The organism is Streptacidiphilus sp. MAP5-3 (genome assembly GCF_041262505.1).
Taxonomy (GTDB): Bacteria; Actinomycetota; Actinomycetes; order Streptomycetales; family Streptomycetaceae; genus Streptacidiphilus.
Genome location: NZ_JBGCCL010000008.1, coordinates 266,819 through 293,696 on the forward strand (window position 1 = coordinate 266,819; position 26,878 = coordinate 293,696).

Sequence of the window (26,878 nt, forward strand, 5' to 3'; positions counted from 1 at the left end):
CATGCTGAATTCACTCCCAGTTCACACACCGTTGCAAAGATCACGAAATGCGATCCGTCAGGTCCCCCAGGCGGCCTGCGGATGACGCGCAGGAGGAGCCACCCGAGATGACAGCCCAGCCTGCCCCGTCCGCATCCGCCACCACGTCCGCGCCCGGAGCCGCCGGCGGGACCGTCCTCGTGCCCGAGGCGGGTTTCCCGACCGACGTCGAGGACGAACTGCCGCAGAACCGGTTCCTGGACCGCGAGCGCAGCTGGCTCGCGTTCAACCAGCGCGTGCTGGAGCTCGCCGAGGACCCGGAGACCCCGCTGCTGGAGCGGGCCAAGTTCCTGGCGATCTTCGCCAGCAACCTGGACGAGTTCTTCATGGTCCGCGTCGCCGGGCTCAAGCGCCGCATCGCCACCGGCGTGGCCCAGCGCAGCGCCAGCGGTCTGCAGCCGCGCGAGGTGCTGGACCTGATATGGACCCGGTCCCGCGAGCTGATGGCCCGGCACGCCGCCTGCTTCCACCAGGACGTGCTGCCCGAGCTGTCCGCCGAGGGCATCGAACTGGTGCGCTGGAACGAGCTGACCGACAAGGAGCAGGCCAGGCTGCTGGCGCTGTTCCGGCAGCAGATCTTCCCGGTGCTGACCCCGCTGGCGGTCGACCCGGCGCACCCGTTCCCGTACATCTCCGGGCTGTCGCTGAACCTGGCCGTGGTGGTGCGCAACCCGGTCAGCGGTCACAAGCACTTCGCCCGCGTCAAGGTGCCGCAGTCGCTGTCGCGCTTCCTGACGGCCTCGCCGCAGCGGTACGTGCCGCTGGAGGACGTCATGGGCGCGCACCTGGAGTACCTCTTCCCGGGCATGGAGGTCCTCGCCCACCACGCCTTCCGGGTCACCCGCAACGAGGACCTGGAGGTCGAGGAGGACGACACCGAGAACATCCTCAAGGCGCTGGAGAAGGAGCTGATGCGGCGACGCTTCGGGCCGCCGGTGCGCCTGGAGGTCGAGGAGTCGATCGACCCGTACGTGCTGGACCTGCTGGTGCGCGAGCTCAACATCTCCGCCGCCGAGGTCTACCCGCTGCCCGGCCCGCTGGACCTGACCGGCCTCTTCGCGATCGCGAACGTGGACCGGCCCGAGCTGAAGTACCGGCCGTTCGTGGCCGGGACCGCGCGCGGGCTGGCCGAGGTCGAGTCGGCGTCGCAGCCGGACATCTTCGCCGCCGTGCGCGAGCGGGACGTGCTGCTGCACCACCCGTACGACTCGTTCTCCACCTCGGTGCAGGCCTTCCTGGAGCAGGCCGCCGCGGACCCGAACGTGCTGGCCATTAAGCAGACGCTGTACCGGACCTCCGGCGACTCGCCGATCGTGGACGCCCTGATCGACGCCGCCGAGGCGGGCAAGCAGGTGCTGGTCCTGGTCGAGATCAAGGCGCGCTTCGACGAGCAGGCCAACATCAAGTGGGCCCGCAAGCTGGAGGAGGCCGGCTGCCACGTCGTCTACGGCCTGATCGGGCTGAAGACCCACAGCAAACTGTCCCTGGTGGTCCGCCAGGAGGGCGAGACGCTGCGCCGCTACGCGCACGTCGGCACCGGCAACTACCACCCCAAGACGGCCCGCCTCTACGAGGACATCGGCGTCCTGACCGCCGACCCGCAGGTGGGCGCGGACCTGTCGGACCTGTTCAACCGGCTCTCCGGCTACTCGCGCCGCGAGTCCTACCGGCGGCTGCTGGTCGCCCCGCGCTCACTGCGTAAGGGGCTGATCGAGCGGATCAACGACGAGATCGCGCACCACAAGGCCGGACGCCCGGCCCGGGTGCAGATCAAGGTCAACTCGATCGTCGACGAGGCCGTGATCGACGCGCTCTACCGGGCCTCGCAGGCCGGAGTGCCGGTCGACGTCTGGGTGCGCGGCATCTGCGCGATCCGGCCGGGCGTGCCCGGACTGAGCGAGAACATCCGGGTCCGCTCGGTGCTCGGACGCTTCCTGGAACACTCCCGGGTCTTCGTCTTCGGCAACGGCGGCGACCCCGAGGTGTGGATCGGCAGCGCCGACATGATGCACCGCAACCTGGACCGCCGGATCGAGGCCCTGCTCCGGGTCACCGACCCGGGCCACCGGGCCGAGCTGGCCGGACTGCTCGAACTCGGCATGGCCGACGACACCTCCTCCTGGCACCTGGGCGCCGACGGCGCCTGGACCAGGCACGCGCACGACGCGGAAGGCCGCCCGCTGCGCAACGTGCAGGAACTGATGATCGACTCCCGCCGCCGCGCCCGGCGCGGAAACGACGGCTGGGGGCCCGGTGCCGGGTCCAGCTGAACCAAACCCGCAATTACCGACCGCAACGGGGACTCACCGAATGACGACCGAGATCGAGCCGGCCGCCGCAGGGGCCTCGTCGGCGGAGAGCCTGCTCGGGGCCCACCTCGCCGAGCAGGCAGGACGTTTCCTCCGGGCACTGCCCGACGTGGACCTCGGCACGCTGCGGCGTGTCGACGGCGCGCTGCACGGCTTCGGCGCGCTGCTGGACCCGACCTGGGGCGACACCATGCGCGGCGACCTGGCCGCGCTGGTGGTCACCCTCGGCCAGGAACACGGCTACACCCGCAGACTCACCCGGCTGCTCACCGCGATCGACTCGCTGACCTGCACCGACGCGACCGGCGTACCGACCCCGCGCAGCGGGGAGACCTCCGGCGGGGCGGGCCTACCGAGCCTCGCCGCCGAGCCCGTGACAGGCGGCCTGCTGGCAAACCATCCCGGCGCCCCCAAGGCGCGCGCGATGCTGGACCGCCAACTCACCCTGGCCCGCTCGCGCAGCCACACCGCGGCGCTGCAGGAACTCGGCTCGGCCCGGTTCCACTCGCTCGCCGACAGGATGACGCTGCTCGTCTCCGACCTGCCGCTGCGCGCCCCCGCCGAGTCCCGCCCGCCGGAGCAGCTGCTCGCCTACGCGGGCCGGATGGGCGAGGCCCTGGAGCTCACCGTCTCCCGCCTGCCGCTGGACCGGGCGGCCCAGCCGTACAACGGCGACGCGCTGCACCGGGTCCCGGTCGCCGCGGACCCGCTGCAGGCCGCGCACGAGGACGTCTCCTGGACGCGGGTGGGCGCGGCGGTCCGCTACGCCCGCTACGCCCTGGAGGTCTGCCGCCCACTGCTCGGCGGGCGCGCGGACGAACCGCTGGCCGGCCTGGTCCAGCTCGCCGCGCACCTCGACCAACAGCAGGAGGCCGCGGACGCGGCCGAGGCGGCGGCGCTGGCGGCGCGGACGCCGCGGATCACCCCGGCGACGGCATACGTCCTCGGGGTGGTGCATGCTGATCAACGTCTGGAGGTCGAGGCCGCGCGCCACGCCTTCAGCCGCTCCTGGCCCGATTTCACCAGCTCCGGATGGCTCACCGACCCATGGCTCGCCCGCTCGACCTGAACACGTCCGAGAAGCAGCAGTCGAAGAAGAAAAAGAAGCAGCAGAAGAAGGCTATGGATCAGGCCCCGCGCAGTATGGACGTGGTGAAGGCCGCAGGCGTGGTGCTGTGGCGCCGGAGCGGGGCGTCCGGCGGCTTGGAGCTGGTGCTGGTGCACCGGCCCAAGTACGACGACTGGAGCTTCCCCAAGGGCAAGCTGGAACTGGGCGAGCGCCATCGCGAGGCGGCGCTCCGCGAGGCGTTCGAGGAGACCGGGATGACGGTCATGCTCGGACAGCGCCTGCCCACCCAGCACTATCTGATCCGGGACCGGATCAAGCGCGTCCGCTATTGGTCCGCGACCCGGCTGACCGGACGGTTCACCCCGAACCGCGAGGTCGACCAACTCCGCTGGCTCCCCGTCGAGGAGGCGCGGGCGCTGCTCAGCTACGAGCACGACCGGGGGCTGGTCGACGCCCTGCTGGAAGCGCTCTAGCCAGGCGGCAGGCCGCCCCTCGTCCCCCGGAAAGGGGCAGCCACCCCACTGGGCGCACGCCTCGCTGTGCCCTCGCCGTGCTCTCGTCGTGGCGAAACCGTTACTACTGGTCTGCGTATCCCGGTGTCCGACACAGGTTCACCCCCCGTTCATTTGCGCAGGCTGAACGCTTCACCTCCCCTGCCTAACTTCGGTGTCATCGGAGGCCGCCTGGCCTTCCTCCCACGTGAAGAACCGCTGATCGCTCCTCCTCCCCGCGGGCGGCGGTACCAGGAAAGGGACACCAGTGAAGCTCCAGCGCAACGGCCGTACCAAGGCCCTCGCCATCGGCGCCCTGGCGGTCGTCAGCTCGCTGACGCTCGCGGCGTGCGGCTCCGACAACAACAACGCGTCGAGCTCGAGCACCAGCTCGTCCACGACCACGGCCTCCGCCGCCGACTGTGGCAGCGGCAACCTGCTGGGCGCGGGCTCCACCGCGCAGGCCAACGCCATGCAGATCTGGATCCGCGACTTCCAGCAGCAGTGCTCCGGCGTCACGGTGAACTACCAGGGCACCGGCTCCACCGCCGGCCGCACCACCTTCCTCGAGGGCAAGACCCAGTTCGCCGGCTCCGACTCCGCGATGAAGGCCTCCGACATCGCCAAGTCCGGCACCGCCTGCAGCAACACCGGCAAGGCGATCAACCTGCCGATGGTCGGCGGCCCGATCGCGATCGCCTACAACCTGCCCGGCGTGAACAACCTGGTCCTGGACGCCCCCACCCTGGCGAAGATCTTCTCCGGCAAGATCACCCACTGGAACGACCCGGCGATCAAGGCCCTCAACCCGTCGGCCAACCTGCCCAGCATGGCCATCCAGACCTTCCACCGTTCGGACGGCTCGGGCACCAGCGCCAACTTCAGCGCCTACCTGGCCGCCGCCGCCCCGACCGACTGGACCTACGGCTCCAACTCGCAGTGGCCGGCCCCGGGTGGCCAGGCCGCCCAGGGCTCCAGCGGCCTGGCCGCCCAGGTCAAGCAGGTCCAGGGCGCCATCTCCTACTACGAGATGTCCTACGCCACGGCGAACAGCCAGAGCACCGCCTCCATCTCCACGGGCTCCGGCGCCCCGGTTCCGGTCTCCACCGCTGCCGCCGCCACCGCCATCTCCGAGGCCAAGGTCATCGGCACCGGCAGCAACCTGGCGCTCCAGCTGAACTACGCCACCAAGACCGCGGGCGCCTACCCGATCGCCCTGGTCACCTACGAGATCGTGTGCGACAAGGGCAACGGCGCCTCGACCCTGCCGGCGCTCAAGTCCTTCCTCAACTACACCGCCAGCGACGCGGGCCAGCAGGCCGTCAGCTCCGCCGGCTACCTCCAGCTGCCGACCGCCATCACCACCAAGGTGAAGGCCGTCATCGCCACGCTGGGCTGAACCACCTGACCTTCCCTGCCCGTCCGGTTCCGCCCAGTAGGCGGGTGCCGGGCGGGCCGGGGCCATTGTCCCGGTCGGAACGCACGTCCTGACAGGGGCGGCCGGCCCCACCTGTTCTGCCCGTCCCATCTGTTCCCGACCAGTCCGGTGCACCGCCGCCACGCGCCGCCTCCCCGGAGGGGCGCACCCAGACCGGAGCAAACCATGGATACCCCGAACCCAACCTCGCCCCCGGAGACCAGCGGTCCCCCGCACCACCGTCCCGCCGGGACCACTGCGACCGCCGCCGGCTCCGCCCCGAAGTTCAAGAAGCGCTTCGCGCTCGGTGACTCGCTCTTCTTCAACGCCTCCCGCGGATCCGGCATCCTGCTGCTCGTTGTGATGGCCGCCATCGCCGGCTTCCTGATCGTGCGGGCCGTCGGCGCCCTCGGTCAGAACCACGGCAACTTCCTGACCACCCAGGCCTGGACACCGGACAACACGCCGCCGGTCTTCGGCATCGCCGTGCTGCTGGTCGACACGCTGATCAGCGCCGCCATCGCGATGGCCATCGCCGTGCCGATCGCCATCGGGATCGCGCTGTTCATCTCGCACTACGCGCCGCGCCGCGTCGCGCAGTTCTTCGGCTACCTGGTCGACCTGCTCGCCGCCGTTCCCAGCATCGTCTTCGGCCTATGGGGCGCTCTGTTCCTGGCCCCGCACATGCTGGGCGTCAACGCGTGGCTGAACCAGTACTTCGGCTGGACCTACATCTTCAGGCAGACCCAGCCGGGCTCCGCGCCGCGCACGATCTTCACCGTGAGCATCGTGCTGGCGATCATGATCCTGCCGATCATCACCGCGGTCAGCCGTGAGGTCTTCCGGCAGGTCCCGCCGATGCACGAAGAGGCGGCCCTGGCGCTCGGCGCCACCCGCTGGGAGGTCATCCGCACCGCCGTCCTGCCGTTCGGCCGGGCCGGCGTGATCAGCGCCGCGATGCTGGGCCTCGGCCGCGCGCTCGGCGAGACCATGGCCGTCGCGGTGGTCCTCTCCCCCAGCTTCGTGCTGTCGCTGCACCTGACCGACCCGGGCGGCGGCACCCTCGCCCAGAACATCGCGTCGCAGTTCAACGAGGCGTCCTCGCTCGGACGTGACGCGCTGATCGCCTCCGGCCTGGTCCTCTTCGTCATCACACTGCTGGTCAACGGCGCGGCACGGATCATCATCGAGCGCCGCAAGGACTACTCGGGAGCGAGCGCCTGATGAGCACCGCACTTCAGGACCGCGCAGCCCTCGGTCCCACCAGCCTCACCGCCCGGCGTCTGCCCAAGTGGGCCCCCGCGGCGGTCGCCGCCGTGGCGATCGCCCTCGGCTGCGCGATCGGTGCCGGGTTCGGCATCACCAGCAAGCTCCAGTGGGGCCTGATGGCCGTCATCCTCTTCGTGGTCGGCCAGTACGTGCTGTCCACCGCCGTCGAGGGCCGCCGCTGGGCCAAGGACCGTCTGGCCACCAGCCTGGTCTGGTCCGCGTTCATCCTCGCGGTCATCCCGCTGTTCGGCCTGATCTACTACACGATCGCGCAGGGCATCGGCTACCTCAACATCGACTTCCTCACCCACTCGATGAAGGGCGTGCTGGCCACCGACACCAACGGCGGCCTCTACCACGCCCTGATCGGCACGCTGGAGCAGGTCGGCCTGGCCACGCTCATGGCGGCACCGGTGGGCATCTTCACCGCGATCTACCTGGTCGAGTACCAGGGCGGCCGACTGGCCCGCGCGGTGACCTTCTTCGTCGACGTGATGTCGGGTGTCCCGTCGATCGTCGCCGGTCTGTTCGTTCTCTCGTTCTGGATCATCCTGCTGGGCTTCTCCTTCTCCGGCTTCGCCGGAAGCATCGCGCTCGCGATCCTGATGCTTCCGGTCGTCGTCCGCTCCACCGAGGAGATGCTCAAGCTGGTACCGAACTCGCTGCGCGAGGCCAGCCTGGCCCTCGGTGTGCCAAAGTGGCTCACCATCCTCCGGGTCGTGCTGCCCACCGCGCTCGGTGGCATCACCACCGGCCTGATGCTCGCCGTCGCGCGCATCACCGGTGAGACGGCTCCGATCCTGCTGCTGGTCTTCGGCGCGGACGCGATCAACGCCAACCCGTTCAGCGGGCCGCAGTCGTCGCTGCCGCTGTTCGTCTACCAGCAGTACGCCCTCGGTACGAACGCCTCCCAGTCCCGTGCCTGGGCCGGTGCCCTGGTGCTGATCGCCTTCGTGATGATCCTGAACCTTGCGGCGCGCCTCATCGCGCGCTGGAAGGCCCCGAAGGCCGGACGCTGACGGCGATCGCTTCGCCGCCCCAGACTTCATTCGAACGAGAGAGACAGAGCACGATCATGGCCAAGCGCATCGACGTCAGCGGACTGAACGCGTACTACGGCAGCTTCCGGGCCGTTGAGGACATCTCCATGGTGGTCGAGCCCCGCTCGGTGACCGCCTTCATCGGCCCCTCCGGCTGCGGGAAGTCGACCTTCCTGCGGACCCTCAACCGCATGCACGAGGTGATCCCCGGCGCCCGCGTCGAGGGCAAGGTGATGCTCGACGACGAGAACCTGTACGGTTCCGGCGTCGACCCGGTCGCCGTGCGGCGCACCGTCGGCATGGTCTTCCAGCGGCCGAACCCGTTCCCGACCATGTCCATCAAGGAGAACGTGGCCGCCGGCCTCAAGCTGAACGGCATCCGCAACAGGAAGGTGGTCGACGAGGCCGTCGAGCGCTCCCTGCGCGGCGCGAACCTGTGGAACGAGGTCAAGGACCGCCTCGACAAGCCGGGCGCGGGCCTCTCCGGCGGTCAGCAGCAGCGTCTCTGCATCGCCCGCGCGATCGCGGTCGAGCCGCAGGTCCTGCTGATGGACGAGCCCTGCTCGGCCCTGGACCCGATCTCGACCCTGGCCATCGAGGACCTGATCGGCCAGCTCAAGGAGCAGTACACGATCGTCATCGTCACCCACAACATGCAGCAGGCTGCGCGTGTGAGTGACCGGACGGCGTTCTTCAACCTGGCGGGCGTGGGCCAGCCGGGCCGGCTGATCGAGATCGACTCGACGGAGAAGATCTTCTCCAACCCGAGCGTCCAGGCGACCGAGGACTACATCTCCGGCCGCTTCGGCTGAGCGGGTCAGCCGCACAGTGACCCCTCCGCGGCGCTACTAGGCGGTGCCGCCGCGGGGGTAGCAAGAGAAGGGCCCCGCATCCTGCTTACGCACCAGGATGCGGGGCCCTTTCTGCGTTTCGGCGGCGGGGACCAGGCACGGTCCGTCCACTGTCCAGGGGGCAACCACCGGTCAGCTGACGACGGCCCAGCTGATCCAGTAGACGAGCGCAGCGACCAGCCCCGCCGCGGGGAGGGTGATGAACCAGCCCAGGACGATGTCCTTGGCCACCCCCCAGCGCACCGCGCGCACCCGCTTCGTCGCGCCGACGCCCATGATCGCGGAGGTGATCACGTGGGTGGTGGAGACCGGGACCTTGTAGACGTACGCCGTCACGTAGAGGACCAGCGACGAGACCGACTCGGCGGCGAAACCCTGCGGGGGGTCGAGCTCGATGATCCGGCGGCCGAGGGTGCGCATGATGCGCCAGCCGCCCGCCCAGGTGCCCAGCGCCATGACCAGGGCCGTGCTGATCTTGACCCAGGTGGGGATGTTGCTCCCGGAGTAGTGGCCGGAGATGGTCAGCGCCATCACCACCACACCCATCGTCTTCTGGGTGTCCTGGAGGCCGTGGCCCAGGGCCATCGCCGCCGCGGAGACGGTCTGCGCCACCCGGAAGCCGCGCTTGGACCGGTGCGGGTTGGACCTGCGGAAGATCCACAGAATGGCCACCATCAGCGCGAAGCCCAGGATCAGGCCCGCGATCGGAGAGGTGATCATCGGCAGGATGACCTTCTCCCACAGGCCCATCCAGTACACGTCGGTGCCGCCCGCCAGCGCCGCGCCGACCATGCCGCCGAAGAGGGCGTGGGTGGACGAGGACGGTAGGCCGAAGTACCAGGTCACCAGGTTCCAGGCGATCGCCCCGATCAGGGCCGACCAGAGGATGACCATGCCGTGACTGCCACTGGGAGTGGCGATGATGCCCTTGCTGACGGTCTGTGCGACGCCCTCCCCGAGGAAGGCGCCGAGGAGGTTCATGACCGCTGCCATCAGCAGGGCCGCCTTCGGCGTCAGCGCGCGCGTCGAGACCGAGGTCGCGATCGCGTTGGCCGAGTCGTGGAAGCCGTTGGTGTAGGCGAAGCCGAAGGCGACGGCGACGACCAGTACCAGTCCGAAGATGTCCACGTGCGGTTCAGGACTCCTTGACGGCGATGGTCTCCACCGTGTTCGCCACATGTTCGAACGCGTCGGCAGCCTCTTCGAGGACGTCGACGATCTGCTTGAGCTTGAGGACCTCGATCGCCTCGTACTGGCCGCCGAAGAGGTGGGCCAGCAGCTTGCGGTGGATCTGGTCGGCCTGGTTCTCGAGGCGGTTGATCTCGATCCAGAACTCGGTCATGTTGTCCATCGTCCGCAGGTTCGGCATCGCCGCCGCGGTCAGGTCGGCCGCCCGAGCCAGCACCTCGATCTGCTGCTCCACGCCCTTGGGCAGGGTGTCGATCTCGTAGAGGACCACAAGATCGACCGCCTCCTCCATGTAATCCATGATGTCGTCCAGAGAGGACGCCAAGTTGTAGATGTCCTCACGGTCGAAAGGCGTGATGAAGGAGGAGTTGAGCTGATGGAAGATCGTGTGGGTCGCCTCGTCTCCCGCGTGCTCGGCTGCGCGCATCCGGTCGGCGATCTCCGACCGTGCGGCGACATCTGCGCCGAGCAGCTCCAGGAGCAGCTTGGAACCGGTGACGAGGTTGTTCGCCGAGGCGGCGAACAAGTCATAGAAGCTCGTCTCCCGGGGGGTCAGACGAATGCGCACAAAAGTCTCCGAAGTACAGGGGCGGACGTAGCGATGCTAGGCGCTGCGCCCGGACATTGCGCACACCGGGGTGCAACGGCCGACACGGAGTACCTGGAATCATCCTTCCGTACGTAGAGGTGACACGCCGAAACGTAATAAGCCTCACGCGCCGCCGCACACTTTGGATTCAAAGCACGGGATTCGATATCCAGCCGTGACCGCTTGCGGACACGTCCCTCTACCATGGGGGGTATGGACGTCGTGGACGCGGACAACGTGGCGGGCACCGAGGGCCACACCGGCCCGCACGGGTACAGCGCCCGCAGGGACGACCACATCAAGCGACTGCGCCGGATCGAAGGACAGATCCGCGGGCTGCAGCGCATGGTCGAGAACGACACCTACTGCATCGACATCCTCACCCAGGTCTCCGCGAGCACGAAGGCGCTCCAGTCCTTCGCGCTCAGCCTGTTGGAGGAACACCTGCGTCACTGCGTCGCGGACGCGATGGAGAAGGGCGGCCCGGAGGCCGACGACAAGGTCGCCGAGGCGACCGCGGCGATCTCGCGCCTGCTGCGGTCCTGAACGCCTGCTGCGGCCCCGAGCTGCCGGCCCCTACGCGTCGGGCACGTCCTCGTCACTGACGCGCTGTTGCGGCACGCGTGGCCCGTTCGGATCCCGTTCGACGCGGAGGATGGTGTCGATGCGGTCCAGCGGGAGTTTCGAGCGGGACGTGGCGGCGGCGGCGATCATGAGGTCGCCGTACATCTCGATCTCCGCCAGCGCGACCGGGTCGTCTGCGGCCACACGCCACCTCCTCTCCTGGCTGGGAGCCGGGAGCCGGAAAAAACGAACGGGTAGTCAACTCTTTACAGAGTAGGCAGCCCGTGCCGGACATGCATGGCACGTCTGGGCCATTTTGCGGCTACCACCCGCCGGCAGGCTTGCGGCCGACCCGGAGCTGCGCTACTTGCCCGAGGGCGCGGCGCTCGGACCGACGATGTCCTGGTCCGCCGGGACGGCGATCGCGACCGGGGTGCCGAAGTCCGAGAAGACGCTCGTCGAGGTGACCTGGACCTGGTCCTTGGCCACCGTCGAGCCCGGGACCTGCGAGAACGTGAAGACCTCGACCACCTTGGCGATCCGCCCGTGCGCGTCCAGCCAGACGTCGTAGGGGACCTTCTTCACGGTGAAGGTGTGCGCGGCGACGTCGAGCCCCGTGCCGCCCGGGCCGCCCGTCGCCTTGGCCGCCTCGGAGAGGTCGAGCGTGCCCTTGTAGTGCTTGAGGACTACGCCGTCGACGGTGGAGGTGCCCACGAGCGTCGCCTTCTGGGCCCCGCGCAGCGCGTCCGAGGCGCTGGCCGGGTCGGTGGCGCCGGAGGAGACGAGGTTGCCGTCGCCGAGCTGCTGCACCCCGAGCTTGATCCACTTTCCCTTCGGGACCTTGGCGCCACTGTTCTGCATGTAGACGATGCCGGGGCTGGTCACCTCGTTCAACTGCCCCGTGGCGCTGGTGCCCGCCCCCGGCGGGACGTCGACCGAGAGCTTGCCGAGGTGGTCGGCGTAGTCGTACGCGCCCGTGCCGTGCAGCGTCATCTGCTTGGACGCGGAGGCGGTGTGGAGCGTGGTGGTGTCCTTGAGGAAGCCGTTGTGGCCCGTGATGTCCGCTGCGGCGCGGACCGCCGTCAGCGGGTCGCCGGCCAGGCGGTCGGCCATGGGGTTGAACGTCTGCGCGTCACTGCTGGCGCCGGTGGCGCTGCTGCTGCCCGAGCAGGCGCTCAGGCTCACCACGACGAGGGCGGCAGCGGTGACGGCGAGGGCCGCGCGGGGGGCGCGGGGTGAGCGAGACATAGGAGTCCTCCTGGACACGCGTGCGTGTGCGCTGTGAACAACGAGGAGGGGGGAGGGCGGTTACGGCCGTCCGGGTTACCGTTGTCGGGTGACCAACACGACGGGTCCGGCCATCCCGACGCAGCACGCGAGCTCGCACGAGACGTCCGTCACGGAGAAGGGTGCGTTCGCCGTCGCCCACTGCAGCTGCGGCTGGTACGCGCCGGCGCGGCGCTCACGCGACAAGGCCCGCAGGGATGCTGCGCAGCACGAGGCTGACGCGTAGACCTTGGGTACGGGGGTCACTTGCACGTCCCGTCTGCGGTGCGGGCCCCACATGCAACTGATTCGGGTGGACTGTCGTCTACTAGCGCGTAACCTCACCGCCGGCAGGTAGAAGGAACAGCATGGGCGACAACGGGACCAGCCGCCGTACTCTCCTCCGGGTCGGCGGCGCGCTTGCCGCGGGCGCCGGGCTCGCCGCCTGCAGTGGCACCAAGACACTGCAGGCCGGTGCCACGGGTTTCACCGGCGCCTCCGCGCCCTCCGTGGGTGCGACCAGTGTCTCCGGCTCGCCGCTGTCCACCTCCGCCGCCGCGAACTGGACCGCGCTCGCCAAGGACCTCAGCGGGACGCTGATCCGGCCCGGGGACTCGCGCTACGGCGAAGCCGTCGAGCTGTTCCAGCCGCAGTACGACGCCGTGCGGCCCGCCGCGGTCGCGTACGTCGCGTCCGCGCAGGACGTCGCCACCTGCCTCGCGTTCGCCCGGCGCTACCGGGTGCCGATCGTGCCGCGGAACGGCGGTCACAGCTACGCCGGGTGGTCCACCGTCAGCAACGGCCTGGTGCTCGACGTGGGCCGGCTCAACAGCGTCTCGTCCAACGGCAGCATCGGCGCGGGAGCGCGGCTGTTCGACGTCTACAACGGCCTCGCCGCGTACGGGCGGACGATACCCGCCGGGTCGTGCCCCACCGTGGGCGTCAGCGGGCTCGCGCTCGGCGGCGGCGTCGGGGTCACCGGGCGGGCCAACGGGCTGACGACGGACAACCTGGTCGGCGCGGAGATCGTCACCCCCGACGGCCGGATCCGCGAGGTCAACGCGAGCAGCGACGCGGACCTGTTCTGGGCGCTGCGCGGCGCGGGCGGCGGCAACTTCGGTGTGGTGACCCGGCTGGACTTCCGGACGCACCCGGCGGACGACTGCGCCTACGGCTTCCTCTCCTGGCCGTGGTCCCGGGCCGCCGCGGTGATCGAGGCCTGGCAGTCCTGGGCGCCGACCGCGCCCGACGCGCTCTGGTCCAACCTGCACCTGGTCGCCGACGCGGACGGCAGGCTCAGCATCAGCTCCACGGTGAACCTGCTCGGCGGCTCGCGGACCGAACTCGGCAACCTGGTGGACCAGCTGACGGTCCGCCCGTCGAGCGTGTCGCTGCACAGCTCCTCCTACCTGACGACCATGCAGATCATGGGCGGGGTCGCGGGCGAGTCGATCGCGCGGGCGCACGTGCACGGCCAGCTGCCCGGCCACAACCCGGCGGGGACCGTCAGCCGGTCCAACTACGGGGCGCGGTCGGACATCTACACGCGCCGTCTCAGCGGAGCGGGTGCCGCCGCCGTGGTCGACGCCGTGGCGCGCTATCCGCAGATGGCGCCGGCCGGGGGCCAGGCGGCCGTCGCGTTCGACGCGCTCGGCGGGGCGATCAACCGCGTCGGCGCGCAGAGCACCGCGTTCGTGCACCGGGACGGCCTCTTCATGGCGCAGTACACCGCCGACTACACCAGCGGCAGCAGCGCGGCTGCGGCCAGCTGGACCTGGCTGGACGACACCTGGGTCGGCCTGCGCCCGTACGCGAGCGGGGAGGCGTACCAGAACTACATCGACCCGCACCTGCGCAACTGGGAGCAGGCCTACTACGGCGTCAACGCGACCCGCCTGCGGCAGGTCAAGCGCACGTACGACCCGACGGGGCTGTTCCGCTTCCCGCAGGGCGTACCGCTCGCGTAAGCGGGCGAGCCGGGGACGCGTCAGGCGGGCTCGGGCGAGCTCGGGCAGGCTCCGGCCCGGCCTCAGGCGGGTCAGGCGGGCTCAGGCGGCGAGGTCCTGGTCGGGTCGCTCGGGGTCGCTGCCGGGGCCGTCGCCCGGGCCGACCGGGTGGACGGCCGGGCCGCGTCCGCGCCGGGAGGCGCGCGCCGGAGCGCGGACGAGCGGCGCGAGCGCCGTGCGCGTCAGCGCCTGCACGAAGGGGGTGAGCACCGCCATGGCGATCGGCGCCAGCAGCAGCACGACGGCGGTGCCGAGGGCGTAGCCGCCCAGGATGTCGGAGGGGTAGTGGACCCCCGCGAACATGCGGAGGAAGCCCTCGATCGCGGCCAGCCCGATGCCGATCAGGCCGTACCGGCGGTTGACCAGGAAGAGGCCGATCGCGACGGCCATGGTGAAGGTCGCGTGGTCACTGGCGAACGAGCCGTTGGACTGGTGCTTGAGCAGCAGGTCGATCTGTCCGGGGTGGTCGACGAACGGTCTCGGTCTCTCGACCATCGCCCGCACCGGAATGTTCATCAGCAGCGCCAACGCGGCCGCGAGCCCCGCCCACAGCACCCCGGCGACGCCCGCAGGCGCACTCTGCTCCCGACGCGCCGTCAGCCACGCGCCCAGAAGCAGCAGCACGGACGCGAACGGAACCCCGTACTCGCCGAGATACGCCAGCGCGCTGTCCACCCCGTGCGGAAGGTGCTCCGCAAGGCCGTTCACCCAATGGACGACGGACCAGTCGACATTCCCACCGGGTCCGTCCGCCAGTTGCGAGCCCACCCCGCACCTCCGCTGTCACGCGCACACAAGAAGCCGTCGAGCAACCCCCGTTGCGTCGTTGCACCAAGGTCAAGTGTGCTCGTTTGACAGCGGGCACAACGGAGCGAATGCCCCAAAGTGTTCCGCCTGGCACGGAAGTTATCGGAATGTTGCGCTTCGCTCACGAGAAGCGCACAAGCGATACGCGGTGTGTCGTGCGCACGTGGTGATCCGCGCGCCGCAGTGCCTCCGCCCCTCACTGGCCGTTGGCGATGGTGCCGTTCGGCTGGACGGTCGGGAGGGCACCCGCGCCGCCGCTGGTGACCCGGGTGGCGCCGAAGTAGTCGCCCTCGGCGTCGATGGAGTCGTAGCGGATGACCGCGCCCGTGTGCGGGGCGTTGATCATGTAGCCGCCGCCGACGTAGATGCCGACGTGGTGGATGGTCGCCGGGTCGTGCGGGTCGGTGGCGAAGAAGACCAGGTCGCCCGGCTGGAGCTGACTGCGGCTCGGATGCGGGCCCGCGTACCACTGGTCGGCGGCGACGCGCGGCAGCGTGATGCCGACGCTGGCGTAGGCGGCCTGGGTGAGCCCGCTGCAGTCGAACCGGTAGCCCTGCGAGGCGAGGCCCTCGCCGCCCCAGAGGTAGGGCGTCCCCAGCTTGGTCTGCGCGAAGTAGATCGCGCCCGCGGCCTGGTAGGAGAAGGCGACGGTGGTCACCGCGGTGAAGGTCTGCGCGAGCCGCTTGATGTTGGTGACGTAGTTCTGCGTCTCCGTGATCGACGGCACGCCGCCCGCGCTGATCACCGCGTACGGACCGGCGTTGTAGGCCGCGAGCATGTTCGACTGGTGGTCACCCGGGACGTTGGCGGTGTCCTTGGCCAGTTGGCAGTCGTAGGAGGCGGCGGAGGGGATCGCGTCCTGCGGGTCCCAGACACTCGGCGTCTGTGTGTGAGTGGGGTCGATGCCGTAGATCTTCCAGGTGCCCGGCATGAACTGCGCTATCCCCTGCGCACCGACCGGACTGACCGCACTCGGACTGAAACCGCTCTCCTGGTAGAGCTGGGCGGCAAGCAGAGGGGGCGTCAGTTCGGGGCAGAGATTGCCCCATTGCTGGATCAGCCCCGTGTAGGCGGTGGGCACCGTCCCCGGCGCCAGGGAGAGCGCACCCTGCGCCGCGGCCTGGTTGAGCGATCCGGCCGCGGCAAGCGTTCCGACGACGATCAATGTCATCATCAGTCCGAGGACCAGGACGATGCCACCGCCGGCCAGCGCGATCCTGCGCGACGCCGCCATCAGGGCCCTCCGAGACGTATGGATCGAACGGGACGAGCGGTGCACGTACGGGCGAACGCTTTCGGACAGTGTCCGCAGGAGCATTGCCGAACGCAATCACCGGCGACACGGAGAGTTAGCGGTAGGGTCGAATGTGTGATGCACATGGGGTTTCGCCCGGTCCTGCGGACCCCCATCGTGTCAGCTGTGACGCGCGCCTCGGGAGAGAACCTTCCGAAAGTGGCCAAGTCGACATCGGATCTGGCCAAGAATAGGACTGGGCCCTTCGCCACGGCCGAGCGTTGGGCTTTGAATGATGATCAGGTGGGTGGTTGCGTTGTATCTCAGTGCGAGCAAGGGTGACATCAACACCATCATCGGCGGCATCGCGCCCAACTGGGGGCCGTTCGCCAATCTGGGCAACCAGGCCCGGACGATGGTCGAGGTCGTGATGGCGGTCGCCATTCTGGCGTGTCTTGCCATCGCCATCTGGGGCGCGGCCAAACAGCGCATCGGCGCGACGGCGCTGCGCGACACATTCAGCGCGGAACAGGGCAAAGGGCTGATCATCGCCGGCCTGACCGGCGTGTTCATCATCGGTTCCCTCGGCACGCTCTTCACCATTGTGTATGGGATGGCGATCTGATTACCCGTCTGCTTTCGTCACCCAGTGCCAGGGCTGGGTTGCATCCGCGTCCAAGCCTGAACTGACCGCCCGAGCTGACCAGCCCGGTTCTGGCCCGGTTCGGTGAATCCCCGCCCACGGGTCACCGTCCGAGTGTCAGAGTTGACGCACGCCCCTCCGGGGTGTGCGACGTCTGCCCGCCTGCCCGCCCACCCTCGTCCCAAGGGGGCCGCCGTGTCGTTCTCCGACGACCAGCCGCACACGCGTACCCGCCTCCCGGCCAGCGAGCAGCCGACGGCGCCTCAGGCGTCCGGTTTGCGACGACTGAAGACGTTGGCGGCCGTGTTCGTGGTCGTCTTCCTGATGGTCGTCGCCGTGGCGGTGATCAACCGCACGAACGGCAGTGCGAACAGCGGCGGCGGCAACGGCACCTCCAACGACGCCGGCCCGGGCCCCGGCGCGAGCGCCTCGGCGACAGCCCCGACGGGCACCCAGCCGGTGACGACCACGCAGAACGGCATCGGCGTCCAGTACCCGCACACCAGCGAGGGCGCGCAGAGCGCGGCGGCGAACTACAGCGTGGCGCTGGGGTCGAGCGAGATGTACGCGACCGCGAGTCGGCACGCGATAGTGGCGACGGTCGCCGACCCGACCGCTCAGGGCGGTCTGAACGCACGCTTCGACAAGTCCTACGACGCAGAAGCATCCCAGATCGGACTGACCAACGGTCAGGCTCCGGCCGGGCTGACCTTCGTGTCCCGAACTGTTCCGGTGGGCACCAAGGTCGACAGCTACAGCGCGGACACCGCCACGGTCGACATCTGGAACACCTCGATCGGTGGTCTCGCAGGCCAGGGCTCGACCCGTCCAGTGACCGAGTACTGGTACACCCTGACGCTGACGCTCCACTGGTCCGACGGCGACTGGAAGGTCACCGGCTTCTCCCAGGTGGACGGTCCCACTCCCATCGGTGACCAACAGGCTGTGTCCAGCTACGGATCGATCGCCAACGCCGTCTCGCAGTTCGGAGGCTTCCGCTATGCACGTTGACCTCCGCAGGGTGATTCCACTGGCGACGGCCATGACGGGCCTCCAGTTCCTGCTGCTGACCGGGACTGCGTTCGCTGCCCCCGGTCCGAGCACCTCACCGGTGCCGTCTCCGTCGGCCTCACCTGCATCCTCCTGTAACGGGCTCTTCGGCCTCGCTAAGCAGATGTGCGAGCAGGGCCAGAACACCAACACCCCCACCGGCGGCGGCCTGACCGGATCCCTCGACCCCGTCCAGTCGCTGGCGAACAGCTGTGCCAGCGCCGCCGCGTGGATCGTGCGGCAGCTGTCGGCCGGGATCGACAAGACGTCAAACGTCGACTTCACCAACCCCGCGTTCCTCCAGCAGTACGCGATCGTCTTCGCCGCCGCGACCTTCCTCACCCTGCTGCTCTGGCTGCTGGCGATCACCAAGCGGGCCGTGCGTGGCGTCCCGCTGACGACCGCGTTCGGGGAGGCGATCGGGTTTCTCTGGCTGACCGTCATCGCCTCGGCCTTCACGCCGCTGATCCTCTACACCGTCGTCAGCGCCACCGACGGGCTGACCGAGGGCATCGCCGCCGGGACGAAAACGGACACCGCCACCTACCTCGGGACCTTCGCCGACACCCTCACCTCAGGGAAGATCGGCGGCGGGCCCATCATCCTGGTCTTCGTCTCGCTGATCGCGATCCTCGCCGCCACCGTCGTGTGGCTGGAGATGTGGATCCGTACCGCGATGCTCTACATCGGGGCGCTGCTCGGGACGGTCGTCTACGCCGGGCTGGTCGACAAGCAGATGTGGAAGCACGTCCGGCGCTGGGCCGGGCTGATGATCGCGATCATCCTGATCAAACCGATCATCGTCATAGTGCTCGGCCTGGCGGGAGCGATCGCGTCCTCCGCCGGGGCCAACGACGCGTTCTCGACGGTCACCTCGGGTGTGGCGATCCTGGCCCTCTCCATCTTCGCCAGCTCGGTGATCTACCGCTTCGTGCCCGGCTTCGGCGACGACATGGTCGCCATGCGCCAGGCCCGCGCCCAGGCGGTCAGCGCCGGGCGCGCGGTGGTCAACGGACCGGCCAACTTCATGAAGCAGGGCATCAACACCCACGCGGGCCGTGACGGCGAGGGCGGCGGAGGCGGCGGAAGCCGGGGCGACTCGGCGGGCGTCTCGCCCGGCATCGCCGCGCACGCGACGCGGACCGCGCCGCCGCAGCAGGGCGGCGGGCCCGACCAGACGGCTCGGGCCAGTGGCACCGGGGGCAACAGCGGCAACGGCACCACCAGCACGTTCGCGAAGGGAGGCGGGAGCTAGACGTGTCCACCCCACCCGTCGGGCAGTACCGGCGCACCTATCTCATCGGCAAGGCCAAGCCCAGTGCGGTGATCGGACGGAACCGCGACGGCGGCGAGGTCTTTCTGATCATCTTCTGCGCCTTCCTCGGCATGATGTGGGGCATCCTCGTGCCCGTCCTGCCGATCCGGCTGATCGGGCTGATCGGCTTCCCGATGCTCGGGTTCGCGGTCGTCTACCTCCCCTACCGCAAGCGGACGTTCTACAAGTGGGCCGAGATCAACCGCACCTACAAGCGGATGACCCGCTCCCCCGGCGCGGTCTACCGCTCCGGGGCGATGGAGGCCGGCACGCGGCTGGCAGGCGGCGAGGTCGAGGTCGGCCCGCCGCCGGGCATCGGCCGGATCCGCTGGCTGACGGCACCCTTCGGCCCGGACGAGGTGTCCGTGCTGCTCCACCTGGACCGGCGCACCGTCACCGCCGCGATCGAGATCGAGGGCCCCGGCGTCGGCCTGCGGGACAGCGAGGACCAGGAAGCCCTGGTGGAACGGTTCGGCACGCTGCTGCGCCACGTCGCCAACGGCGACGGCTTCGTGACACGGCTGCAGATGCTGGCCCGCACCCTTCCCGCCGACCCGGACGCGCACGCCAAGGACGTGGCCCGGCGCGGCGACGACCAGTCGCCGGAGTGGCTCAAGTCCTCGTACGACCAGCTCCAGGCGATGGTCTCCACCTCGTCCGAGCAGCACCGCGCCTACCTGGTCGCCTGCATGCCCTACACCCGCGACCTGGCCGCCGAGGCGCAGGCGATGGGCCGCACCTCGCACGCCCGCGCCCGCGGCGACGAGGGCCTGGCCTCGGTGATGGCGCGCGAACTGACCGACATCTGCGCTCGGCTCGCCGAAGCAGACATCCGGGTCCGCCAGCCGCTCGGGCAGGCGCGTCTCGCCTCGCTGCTGCACTCCATGTACGACCCGGACCACCAGATCGACCACATCCAGGCCATGTCCCGCCGCAACGCCTGGCCGGCCGAGCTGGACGCCACCCACGCCAACTACCTGCAGGCCAAGACCCGCGAGTCGGCAACCCGCGAGCCGTGGTGCCACGCCACCGCGTGGATCAAGGAGTGGCCGCTGACCCCCGTCGGCGTCAACTTCCTGGCCCCGCTGCTGGTGCACACCCCGGACGTGATCCGCACCGTCGCCGTCTGCATGGACCTCGAACCCACCGACGTCGCCATCGAACGGATGCTCACCGAGAAGACCAACGACGAGGCGGAGGCCAGCCGCGCCGCCAAGATGAACCGCACCGTCGACCCGCGCGACCTGGCCCATACCGGCCGCGTCGACCAGCGCGGCGACGACCTCGCCTCCGGCGCGGCGGGGGTGAACCTGGTCGGCTACATCACCGTCAGTTCGCGCTCTCCCGAGGCGCTGGCGCGCGACAAGCGCACCATTCGCGCCTCTTCCGGCAAGAGCTTCCTCAAGCTGGAATGGTGCGACCGGGAACACCACCGGGCCTTCGTCAACACACTCCCCTTCGCCACCGGCATCCGCCGCTGACCACCCGCTGACCCCCTACGTACCGACGATCCACCGATCCACTGGAGGCCGGCCATGGCAGCACCGCTCGGAGGTATCACCGAGGGGTTCACCAGCTTTCTCTTCGGCAAGGCCGAGACGACCCGGCTTCCCGTGCGCACCTCCACCGGCCAGGCCCAGGCCGTCTACCTGCCGACGGCCGCGCCCGGCCTGGGGGACTCCGGCGTGATCATCGGCCGCGAGGTCTACAGCGGCAAGGGCTACGTCTACGACCCGTTCCAGCTCTACGGCCAGCAGCTGCCCGCGCCGCACTGGCTGGTGCTGGGTGAGTCCGGCAACGGCAAGTCCGCGCTGGAGAAGACCTACGTGCTGCGGCAGCTGCGCTTCCGCGACCGGCAGGTCGTGGTGCTGGACGCCCAGGGTGAGGACGGCGTCGGCGAGTGGAACCTGATCGCCAATGCGCTGGGGATAACGCCGGTCCGGCTCGACCCGCAGGCCGCGCTGAACGGCGGCGTCAAGCTCAACCCGCTCGACCCCGCCATCACCCAGACCGGCCAGCTGGCGCTGCTGCGCACCATCATCGAGGTGGCGATGGGCCGCGGCATCGAGGAGCGGGCCGGCTTCGCCCTCAAGGCCGCGCATGCGCACGTCATCGCCACGGTGACGGAGCGTCAGCCGGTGCTCGGCGACATCATCGACGCGCTGCGCACTCCCAACACCGACTCCATCGACGCGCTCGGCGTCTCCCTGGACGAGATCCAGACCTGGGGCCTGGACGTCGCCCTGGTCCTGGACCGCCTGGTCGACGGTGACCTGCGCGGCATGTTCGACGGTCCGACCACGACCGGCATCGACCTGGACGCGCCGCTGATCGTCTTCGACCTCTCGCACATCGACCGCAACTCGATCGCCATGCCGATCCTGATGGCCATCGTCGGCGTCTGGCTGGAGCACACCTGGATCAGGCCGGACCGCAGGAAGCGCATCTTCCTGGTCGAGGAGGCCTGGCACATCATCAACTCCCCGTTCGTGGCCCAGCTGTTCCAGCGTCTACTCAAGTTCGGACGCCGACTCGGGCTGTCCTTCGTCGCGGTCGTCCACCACCTCTCCGACGTGGTCGACGGCGCGGCGGCGAAGGAGGCCTCGGCGATCCTCAAGATGGCCTCCACCAGGACCATCTACATGCAGAAGGCCGACGAGGCGCGGGCCACCGGCAGGGTGCTGGGCCTGCCGCGCTGGGCGGTGGAGATCATTCCCACCCTGTCGCCCGGCATCGCGGTCTGGGACGTCAACGGTAACGTCCAGGTGGTGAAGCACATCATCACCGAGCAGGAACGCCCGCTCGTCTACACGGACCGGGCCATGACGGAGGACGCCATCGCGGAGCGCACCCGCGCCTCCCAGCAACTCGCCGACGACCCGGCCGCGTGATGTCCTGGTCGGCCCCGCGCGGTTCCTCGCCCCGTCGTCAGGATCGTCAGGCCCAGGGCCCGGGTGGTCGACCCGGTCCTGACGCACGCCCAGGCACGGGTTGGGGCAGGGGTGTGGGCCCACAGGGCGCCGGGCCGGGGCCTGCCGGTGGTGCAGGGCGTGGCCGTGGTGCGGGGCCTGGCGGACAGCCGGGCGCGGGGCCACGGCGCGGCGGCATCCCGGACGGGGCGATCGTCGGGCTGCTGGCCTTCCTGCTCGGGACGACGGCGCTGTTCTGGGCCGCGACCGGTCTCGGCGGTCTGCTGGACCACGGTCACTTCCCGCGCCCGCTCCCCTTCCTGTCGACCGCCGGGGCGATCCGCCATCTCGCCACCGACCCGAACGACCTGCCGGGCGCGTGGCCGACGACCACGCCCTCGACACTGCCGTCCGCGCTGGTCTTCTGGCTGACGTTCTTCGCGATGCTCGCCCTGGCCCTGGCCGTGCTGATCGCCGTCGCCACGACCCGCGCCCGCCGCCGCGCCGCCGTCGCGGCGGCGGCTGCGGGTGCGGGTGCTGTGAGTGCTTCGGCGACTGCGGGTGCTTCGGCCACGGCTACGGCCTTCGCTGGGACCGCGCCGGAGGCGGCGTTCCCCCGTCAGGCGGACGACGAGCCTGCGGCGATGGCGCCGTCCGTCGCCCCGGAGCAGCAGCACGTCACCAGTTCGCCCGTCACCGCCTCCCCCGTCACTCCGCCTCCGGGCACGGGTATAGCTGCAAGCCCGACGCTGCCGCGTCCCTGGTACGTCGGCGAGGCCGTCGCACCGTTCACGCTGCCTGCGGGCACGACGTGCGTCTTCGCGCCCGAGGCGACAGCGTCGGCACGACGGGACCTCGTCCAGGGTGTGATCGCCGACGCCGCCACCCAGCCGCTCATCGTCGTCGGCGCCGACCCGGCGCTGTGGGAGCAGCGCCCGGCGCACCGGCGCGCGTCGCGGTTCGACCCGCAGCAGATCAGCGCCGAGGATCCCGAGCACCCGCGCGGCCGTTGGGCCCCGCACAGCGGCTGCGAGGACCCCGTCGTCGCCACCGCCCGGGCGCACGCCCTGCTGCTGCCGACCGTCCGCCCCACCTCGGACGCCTCGGACGTCGAGGAGAAGGCCGTCCGCGATCTCGCCGAGACCCTGCTGCGCTGCTGGCTCCATGCCGCCGCACTCGACAACCGCCCGTTCCGGCACGTCGCCCGCTGGGCTAGCACGGCAGGCGGCGCATCCGGCGGACTCGGCGGCAACTTCGGCGGTAACTTCGGCGGCGGTGGCGCTCCCCGGCAGGAGGCCGTGGCGATCCTCAACACCACGGACGCCCACCGCTCCGGCGAGGGCTGGGGCGGCCTGCTCCAGGCGGCGCTGCTGCGCCCCTCTCCCGCGCTCGACGCCGCACTGGCCCGCATTCGCGCCGCGCTGGTGTCCGTCGGCGAGCTGCACATCCTGGCGGCGTGCACACCTGACTCACCGTCGGCCGCGCTCGACCCGTCCGCGGTGCTGCGTGCCGGCGAGGTCAACAGCCTCTACGTCCTCGGCCAGGCGGGCGAGACCCGCCTGCGGGAGAACGTGCCGGGGATGCCCCACAGCGCGATGCCACTGCTCACGGCCCTTGTGGACGATGCCTTCGAGCGCGCTCGCCAGGCAGTGACCCGCTCCGCGAGCGGCCGGATGGACCCACCACTGCTCTGGGTCCTCGACGACGTCGCCGCGGTGGCCCCGTTCCCCGGACTGCCCGAACTGATGGCCAGGGGCGGCCCGATGGGCCTGCACGCCCTCACCGTGCTGCGTTCCCCCGAGCAGGCCCGCGCCCGCTGGGGCGAACGCGCCGTCCACAGCCTGTGGACGAACTCCGACAACCGCGCCGTTCTCGGCCCGCTGGAACCGCAGGCCCTGACGGCGCTGCTGGCCGGGCTCAACCACGTCCTCCCGGAGGCAGGGTCGGCCCCCGCGTCGATCGGCCTGGGTCGGGACGAACTTCTGCTCCTGCCCGGACGCCGTGCCGACGGCGCGATGCCGCAACGTTTCCGCATCGGGAGCTGAGGACTGCGGACTGCGTCTGCCAGGCCTCAACCCCCTGCCGTACGCTCGGTGCTCCGACCGGCCGTACCGGCCACAGCGGCTGTACGCGTCATACGGACGAGTCAGACGAGTCATACGGCACCACGCAGGTTGCGCAGACCGCAGCGACCGCCACGACGACGAAGGACCGCAGAGAGATGAGCAGCAACGGCGGCTGGTGGCAGCCGCCCCGGCCAACGCCGCCCGGCCCCCGCATGGGCCCGCCGATGGGACCGCCCCCGGGACAGTGGCCGGGCATGGGCCCCGGCGGGCCCTGGGCTCACGTGCCCCCGCCCCCGAAGCCGGGCGTGATCCCGCTGCGACCGCTGAGCATCGGCGACATCATCAGCGGCATCTTCATGACGATCCGCTACAACTTCCTTGCGGTCTACGGCCCTGTGCTCGTCACCGGCCTCGGATGCGTCGTCCTCTTCGCCATCCTGGGCACGACCGAGTGGTCCCCGCTGCACACCTTCTGGGTCGACGCGAAGAACAACGCGGACACGCAGGGCTGGCACCCGAGCTCCAGCGAGATCACCAATGCCGCCGTCGCATTCGGGCTGCTGACGTTGCTGATCCTGGTCAGCTTCCTGGCGATCTACACCAGCGCCAACCTCGGCAGCGTCGCCACGCTCCGCCACGCGGTCGTGGGCCGTCGGGTCAACTTCAAGCAGAGCATGCGCGAGGGCCTGCCCCACCTGTGGCGGCTGCTCGGCGCGACCCTGCTCATGGGGCTCGCGGCGTTCGCCGGCTTGATCGTCGCTGTGGGCCTGGCCTTCCTGGTCGGCGTCACGGCGGGCGCGGGCGCCGGTGCCGCCGCGGGCCTGCTGCTCTACTTCCCGGCGGGGCTCTGGGGCGTATACCTGCAGATCCGACTCATGCCGCTCCCCGGCGTGGTGATGCTGGAGGGCGCGGGTCCCGTCACCGCCATCAAGCGCGCCTGGCGTCTCAACTCGGGCGCGTGGTGGCGTTCGTTCGGGACCCTGTTCCTGATCACGCTGCTCAGCGGCGTCGTCGGCTCGGTCGCCACCATGCCGTTCTCCCTCTGGGCAAGCACCGTGAGCGGTTTCTCCAACGTCGCCACGAGCAACCCCAACGACCCCAACCAGCTGCGTGCACTGCTGATCGCCGAGCTGCTGTACTTCGCCCTCGTCATGCCCGTCTCGGCGGTGACCAACCTGCTCACCCTGCCGCTGACGACGACGAGCCAGGGGCTGATGTACATCGACCGCCGCATCCGCCGCGAGAGCCTCGACCTCCAGCTCGCCGAGGAAGCCGGCTTCCTCCTCCACCAGCCCACGGCCCCACACGCAGAGCCCACCGTCCCGACGCAGGCCTCGAGCCCGCGGCAGGAGGCAGCCGCGGAGGATTCTGCTCCTGCAGCCCCCGAGGACGCACCTCCGACGCCGTAGCGGGCACTGCACGACACCAGGCAACAACACAGAGAGGGCCGTTGAGGAGAACATCTCCCCAACGGCCCTCTCTTGCGCGGGGCCTCTCTCCTGCGCCAGGCCCTCGCCGACGCCCGGGCGGCGTAAGGGCAACTGCCCCGGCTGCCGCCGGCGCCGTTCGGTCACGACGAGTGGTGCGGCACCGCCCCGGGGGTGCGGGCGAGGTAGACGGTGTTGGTTGCGTCACGGTCCTGAAGCGGGTTGGCGAAGGAGACGACCACGGCCCGGACCCCGGTGAAGACCTGGCCGAGCACCGCCAGGAACTCGTCGTCCGGCGGGTCGTTCGACCAGAGCGAGAACACCCCTCCCGGGTGGAGCCGTTCGGCCACGCACCGGAGGCCGTCCGGCCCGTAGAAACCGGCGCTGCCGGGGTGCAGCAGGTGGCGCGGCGAATGGTCGATGTCGACGACGATCGCGTGGAAGCGCCGCTCCGGGTCGGCCGGGTCAAGTCCTGTAGGGGACTGGATCATTGCGAAGAAGTCCCCGTGCACCAGGCGGCACCGCGGATCCGCGGCCACTCCACCGGGTAGCAGGCCGCGCTCGTGCCAGCCGATGACCGCGTCGAGCGCGTCGACGACCAGTAGGGAGCCCACCTCAGGGTGCCGCAGAGCAGCCAGGGCGGTACAGCCGAGCCCCAGGCCACCCACGACGACGTCGAGTCGTGCGGCGCCGTGGAGTTCGCGCCCGGCCGCGACTGAATCGGGGGCGGCCGACCCGAGGGCGGCTGGCCCGGAGAGCTCGGCCAGGGCGAGATTGGCCAATTCCTCCTCGGCCACGGTGAACAGACTGGACATCAGGAAGTCGTCGTTGAGCTTGATCTCGTACACCGGCTCGGCAAATCCGGGATACCGACGCCGACGTAGTGCAAGCTCACCCAACGGCGTTTCCTGCCAGTCGAGTTCTTCGAACCGTGCGCTCATTCGAGCCTTCCCCATGTTCGTGCGGGACGTGCCGTCGGCTGATCCTAGATCCTGCCCCTCGCTTAGGATCTCGTCATCGTCCAGGCTACCTGCCCGTAAACGCAGTGAAGCCCCCTGACACATGGTCAGGGGGCTTCACTGGAAAGATTGTTCGGCGGCGTCCTACTCTCCCACAGGGTCCCCCCTGCAGTACCATCGGCGCTGTGAGGCTTAGCTTCCGGGTTCGGAATGTAACCGGGCGTTTCCCTCACGCTATGACCACCGAAACACGATGAGATCATGCGATCAATAAAGTCGCTGTCTCAGAACAGCACAGTGGACGCGTAGCAACTATGGACAAGCCCTCGGCCTATTAGTACCGGTCAGCTCCACCCCTCACAGGGCTTCC

General features: G+C 70.0%; 24 protein-coding genes and 1 rRNA gene. 17 read left to right on the forward strand and 8 right to left on the reverse strand.

The features are described 5' to 3' along the window. The first annotated feature begins 47 nt into the window (after positions 1-47). From ABH928_RS15745 to pstB, 7 genes are all read left to right on the forward strand, one after another. On the forward strand, positions 48-2,309 hold the full coding sequence (locus tag ABH928_RS15745; RefSeq protein WP_370066598.1) for an RNA degradosome polyphosphate kinase: 2,262 nt from the start codon (positions 48-50) through the stop codon (positions 2,307-2,309). 40 nt (positions 2,310-2,349) lie between these two features. Then, positions 2,350-3,417 carry a CHAD domain-containing protein gene (locus ABH928_RS15750; RefSeq protein ID WP_370066600.1) on the forward strand — a complete coding sequence of 356 codons (1,068 nt, stop codon included), beginning with the start codon at positions 2,350-2,352 and terminating at the stop codon, positions 3,415-3,417. Positions 3,418-3,491: 74 nt separating this feature from the next. Continuing rightward, the gene (locus ABH928_RS15755) at positions 3,492-3,890 is read left to right on the forward strand and encodes an NUDIX hydrolase (RefSeq protein WP_370066653.1); all 399 of its coding nucleotides are present in this window, start codon (positions 3,492-3,494) and stop codon (positions 3,888-3,890) included. 286 nt (positions 3,891-4,176) lie between these two features. Beyond that, a complete protein-coding gene (pstS, locus tag ABH928_RS15760) occupies positions 4,177-5,307 on the forward strand; it encodes a phosphate ABC transporter substrate-binding protein PstS (RefSeq protein ID WP_370066602.1) in 1,131 nt (376 codons plus the stop codon). A gap of 204 nt (positions 5,308-5,511) precedes the next feature. Next, a complete protein-coding gene (gene pstC, locus ABH928_RS15765; RefSeq protein WP_370066604.1) occupies positions 5,512-6,549 on the forward strand; it encodes a phosphate ABC transporter permease subunit PstC in 1,038 nt (345 codons plus the stop codon). Then, on the forward strand, positions 6,549-7,613 hold the full coding sequence (gene pstA, locus ABH928_RS15770) for a phosphate ABC transporter permease PstA (protein ID WP_370066606.1): 1,065 nt from the start codon (positions 6,549-6,551) through the stop codon (positions 7,611-7,613). The genes pstC and pstA overlap by 1 nt, the downstream gene beginning before the upstream one ends. 56 nt (positions 7,614-7,669) lie before the next feature. Next, positions 7,670-8,446: a phosphate ABC transporter ATP-binding protein PstB gene (pstB, locus tag ABH928_RS15775; RefSeq protein WP_370066608.1), complete on the forward strand. Its 777-nt coding sequence runs from the start codon at positions 7,670-7,672 to the stop codon at positions 8,444-8,446. A 171-nt stretch (positions 8,447-8,617) separates the two neighbouring features. On the opposite strand, the gene ABH928_RS15780 is transcribed toward pstB, so the two are convergent. Together ABH928_RS15780 and ABH928_RS15785 are read right to left on the reverse strand one after the other, a co-directional pair. Then, the gene (locus ABH928_RS15780; protein ID WP_370066610.1) at positions 8,618-9,613 is read right to left on the reverse strand and encodes an anion permease; all 996 of its coding nucleotides are present in this window, start codon (positions 9,611-9,613) and stop codon (positions 8,618-8,620) included. Positions 9,614-9,620: 7 nt separating this feature from the next. Then, positions 9,621-10,241, reverse strand: a complete 621-nt coding sequence (locus tag ABH928_RS15785; RefSeq protein ID WP_370066612.1) for a DUF47 domain-containing protein — start codon at positions 10,239-10,241, stop codon at positions 9,621-9,623. A 234-nt stretch (positions 10,242-10,475) separates the two neighbouring features. Between ABH928_RS15785 and ABH928_RS15790 the strand changes: the two genes are divergently transcribed. Continuing rightward, positions 10,476-10,808: a metal-sensitive transcriptional regulator gene (locus ABH928_RS15790; RefSeq protein WP_370066614.1), complete on the forward strand. Its 333-nt coding sequence runs from the start codon at positions 10,476-10,478 to the stop codon at positions 10,806-10,808. A 30-nt stretch (positions 10,809-10,838) separates the two neighbouring features. Here the strand turns inward: ABH928_RS15790 and ABH928_RS15795 are convergent, their stop codons facing one another. Together ABH928_RS15795 and ABH928_RS15800 are read right to left on the reverse strand one after the other, a co-directional pair. After that, positions 10,839-11,030 (reverse strand): hypothetical protein, encoded by a 192-nt coding sequence (locus ABH928_RS15795; RefSeq protein ID WP_370066616.1) that lies wholly within the window; start codon positions 11,028-11,030, stop codon positions 10,839-10,841. Positions 11,031-11,189: 159 nt separating this feature from the next. After that, entirely contained in the window at positions 11,190-12,074 is an 885-nt protein-coding gene (locus tag ABH928_RS15800; RefSeq protein WP_370066618.1) for a hypothetical protein, read from the reverse strand. Positions 12,075-12,162: 88 nt separating this feature from the next. On the opposite strand from ABH928_RS15800, the gene ABH928_RS15805 reads away from it, so the two are divergent. Continuing rightward, a complete protein-coding gene (locus ABH928_RS15805; RefSeq protein WP_370066620.1) occupies positions 12,163-12,339 on the forward strand; it encodes a hypothetical protein in 177 nt (58 codons plus the stop codon). A 121-nt stretch (positions 12,340-12,460) separates the two neighbouring features. After that, positions 12,461-14,059 carry an FAD-binding oxidoreductase gene (locus ABH928_RS15810; RefSeq protein WP_370066622.1) on the forward strand — a complete coding sequence of 533 codons (1,599 nt, stop codon included), beginning with the start codon at positions 12,461-12,463 and terminating at the stop codon, positions 14,057-14,059. Between the two features lie 81 nt (positions 14,060-14,140). Here the strand turns inward: ABH928_RS15810 and ABH928_RS15815 are convergent, their stop codons facing one another. Further along, positions 14,141-14,866 (reverse strand): phosphatase PAP2 family protein, encoded by a 726-nt coding sequence (locus ABH928_RS15815; protein ID WP_370066624.1) that lies wholly within the window; start codon positions 14,864-14,866, stop codon positions 14,141-14,143. 235 nt (positions 14,867-15,101) lie between these two features. After that, on the reverse strand, positions 15,102-16,139 hold the full coding sequence (locus tag ABH928_RS15820) for an NlpC/P60 family protein (RefSeq protein WP_370066626.1): 1,038 nt from the start codon (positions 16,137-16,139) through the stop codon (positions 15,102-15,104). Between the two features lie 316 nt (positions 16,140-16,455). Between ABH928_RS15820 and ABH928_RS15825 the strand changes: the two genes are divergently transcribed. The 7 genes from ABH928_RS15825 (at position 16,456) to ABH928_RS15855 (ending at position 25,531) form a co-directional block, all read left to right on the forward strand. Further along, positions 16,456-16,764, forward strand: a complete 309-nt coding sequence (locus ABH928_RS15825; RefSeq protein WP_370066655.1) for a hypothetical protein — start codon at positions 16,456-16,458, stop codon at positions 16,762-16,764. 213 nt (positions 16,765-16,977) lie between these two features. Next, the gene (locus ABH928_RS15830; protein WP_370066628.1) at positions 16,978-17,793 is read left to right on the forward strand and encodes a hypothetical protein; all 816 of its coding nucleotides are present in this window, start codon (positions 16,978-16,980) and stop codon (positions 17,791-17,793) included. Next, on the forward strand, positions 17,783-19,087 hold the full coding sequence (locus ABH928_RS15835) for a hypothetical protein (protein ID WP_370066630.1): 1,305 nt from the start codon (positions 17,783-17,785) through the stop codon (positions 19,085-19,087). Before ABH928_RS15830 ends, ABH928_RS15835 begins: the two co-directional genes overlap by 11 nt. Positions 19,088-19,089: 2 nt before the next feature. Continuing rightward, on the forward strand, positions 19,090-20,628 hold the full coding sequence (locus ABH928_RS15840) for an SCO6880 family protein (protein WP_370066632.1): 1,539 nt from the start codon (positions 19,090-19,092) through the stop codon (positions 20,626-20,628). Positions 20,629-20,682: 54 nt separating this feature from the next. Next, positions 20,683-22,038 carry an ATP-binding protein gene (locus tag ABH928_RS15845; protein ID WP_370066634.1) on the forward strand — a complete coding sequence of 452 codons (1,356 nt, stop codon included), beginning with the start codon at positions 20,683-20,685 and terminating at the stop codon, positions 22,036-22,038. 113 nt (positions 22,039-22,151) lie between these two features. Beyond that, a complete protein-coding gene (locus tag ABH928_RS15850; protein WP_370066636.1) occupies positions 22,152-24,101 on the forward strand; it encodes a TraM recognition domain-containing protein in 1,950 nt (649 codons plus the stop codon). Between the two features lie 176 nt (positions 24,102-24,277). Continuing rightward, positions 24,278-25,531, forward strand: a complete 1,254-nt coding sequence (locus ABH928_RS15855; protein ID WP_370066638.1) for a hypothetical protein — start codon at positions 24,278-24,280, stop codon at positions 25,529-25,531. A gap of 161 nt (positions 25,532-25,692) precedes the next feature. Here the strand turns inward: ABH928_RS15855 and ABH928_RS15860 are convergent, their stop codons facing one another. Beyond that, complete coding sequence (locus tag ABH928_RS15860) at positions 25,693-26,490, reverse strand: spermidine synthase (RefSeq protein ID WP_370066640.1); 798 nt, start codon at positions 26,488-26,490, stop codon at positions 25,693-25,695. Positions 26,491-26,639: 149 nt separating this feature from the next. Further along, a 5S ribosomal RNA gene (gene rrf / locus ABH928_RS15865) occupies positions 26,640-26,756 on the reverse strand. Positions 26,757-26,878: the final 122 nt, after the last annotated feature.

Bases quoted from the DNA above. Each gene is read 5' to 3' on its own strand.
- ABH928_RS15750 (WP_370066600.1), top strand. From the start codon at position 2,350: ATGACGACCGAGATCGAGCCGGCCGCCGCAGGGGCCTCGTCGGCGGAG.
- ABH928_RS15835 (WP_370066630.1), top strand. From the start codon at position 17,783: ATGCACGTTGACCTCCGCAGGGTGATTCCACTGGCGACGGCCATGACG.
- pstC (WP_370066604.1), top strand. From the start codon at position 5,512: ATGGATACCCCGAACCCAACCTCGCCCCCGGAGACCAGCGGTCCCCCG.
- ABH928_RS15790 (WP_370066614.1), top strand. From the start codon at position 10,476: ATGGACGTCGTGGACGCGGACAACGTGGCGGGCACCGAGGGCCACACC.
- ABH928_RS15755 (WP_370066653.1), top strand. From the start codon at position 3,492: ATGGACGTGGTGAAGGCCGCAGGCGTGGTGCTGTGGCGCCGGAGCGGG.
- ABH928_RS15745 (WP_370066598.1), top strand. From the start codon at position 48: ATGCGATCCGTCAGGTCCCCCAGGCGGCCTGCGGATGACGCGCAGGAG.
- pstB (WP_370066608.1), top strand. From the start codon at position 7,670: ATGGCCAAGCGCATCGACGTCAGCGGACTGAACGCGTACTACGGCAGC.
- ABH928_RS15810 (WP_370066622.1), top strand. From the start codon at position 12,461: ATGGGCGACAACGGGACCAGCCGCCGTACTCTCCTCCGGGTCGGCGGC.
- ABH928_RS15860 (WP_370066640.1), bottom strand. From the start codon at position 26,490: ATGAGCGCACGGTTCGAAGAACTCGACTGGCAGGAAACGCCGTTGGGT.
- ABH928_RS15845 (WP_370066634.1), top strand. From the start codon at position 20,683: ATGGCAGCACCGCTCGGAGGTATCACCGAGGGGTTCACCAGCTTTCTC.
- ABH928_RS15800 (WP_370066618.1), bottom strand. From the start codon at position 12,074: ATGTCTCGCTCACCCCGCGCCCCCCGCGCGGCCCTCGCCGTCACCGCT.
- pstA (WP_370066606.1), top strand. From the start codon at position 6,549: ATGAGCACCGCACTTCAGGACCGCGCAGCCCTCGGTCCCACCAGCCTC.
- ABH928_RS15820 (WP_370066626.1), bottom strand. From the start codon at position 16,139: ATGGCGGCGTCGCGCAGGATCGCGCTGGCCGGCGGTGGCATCGTCCTG.
- ABH928_RS15855 (WP_370066638.1), top strand. From the start codon at position 24,278: ATGAGCAGCAACGGCGGCTGGTGGCAGCCGCCCCGGCCAACGCCGCCC.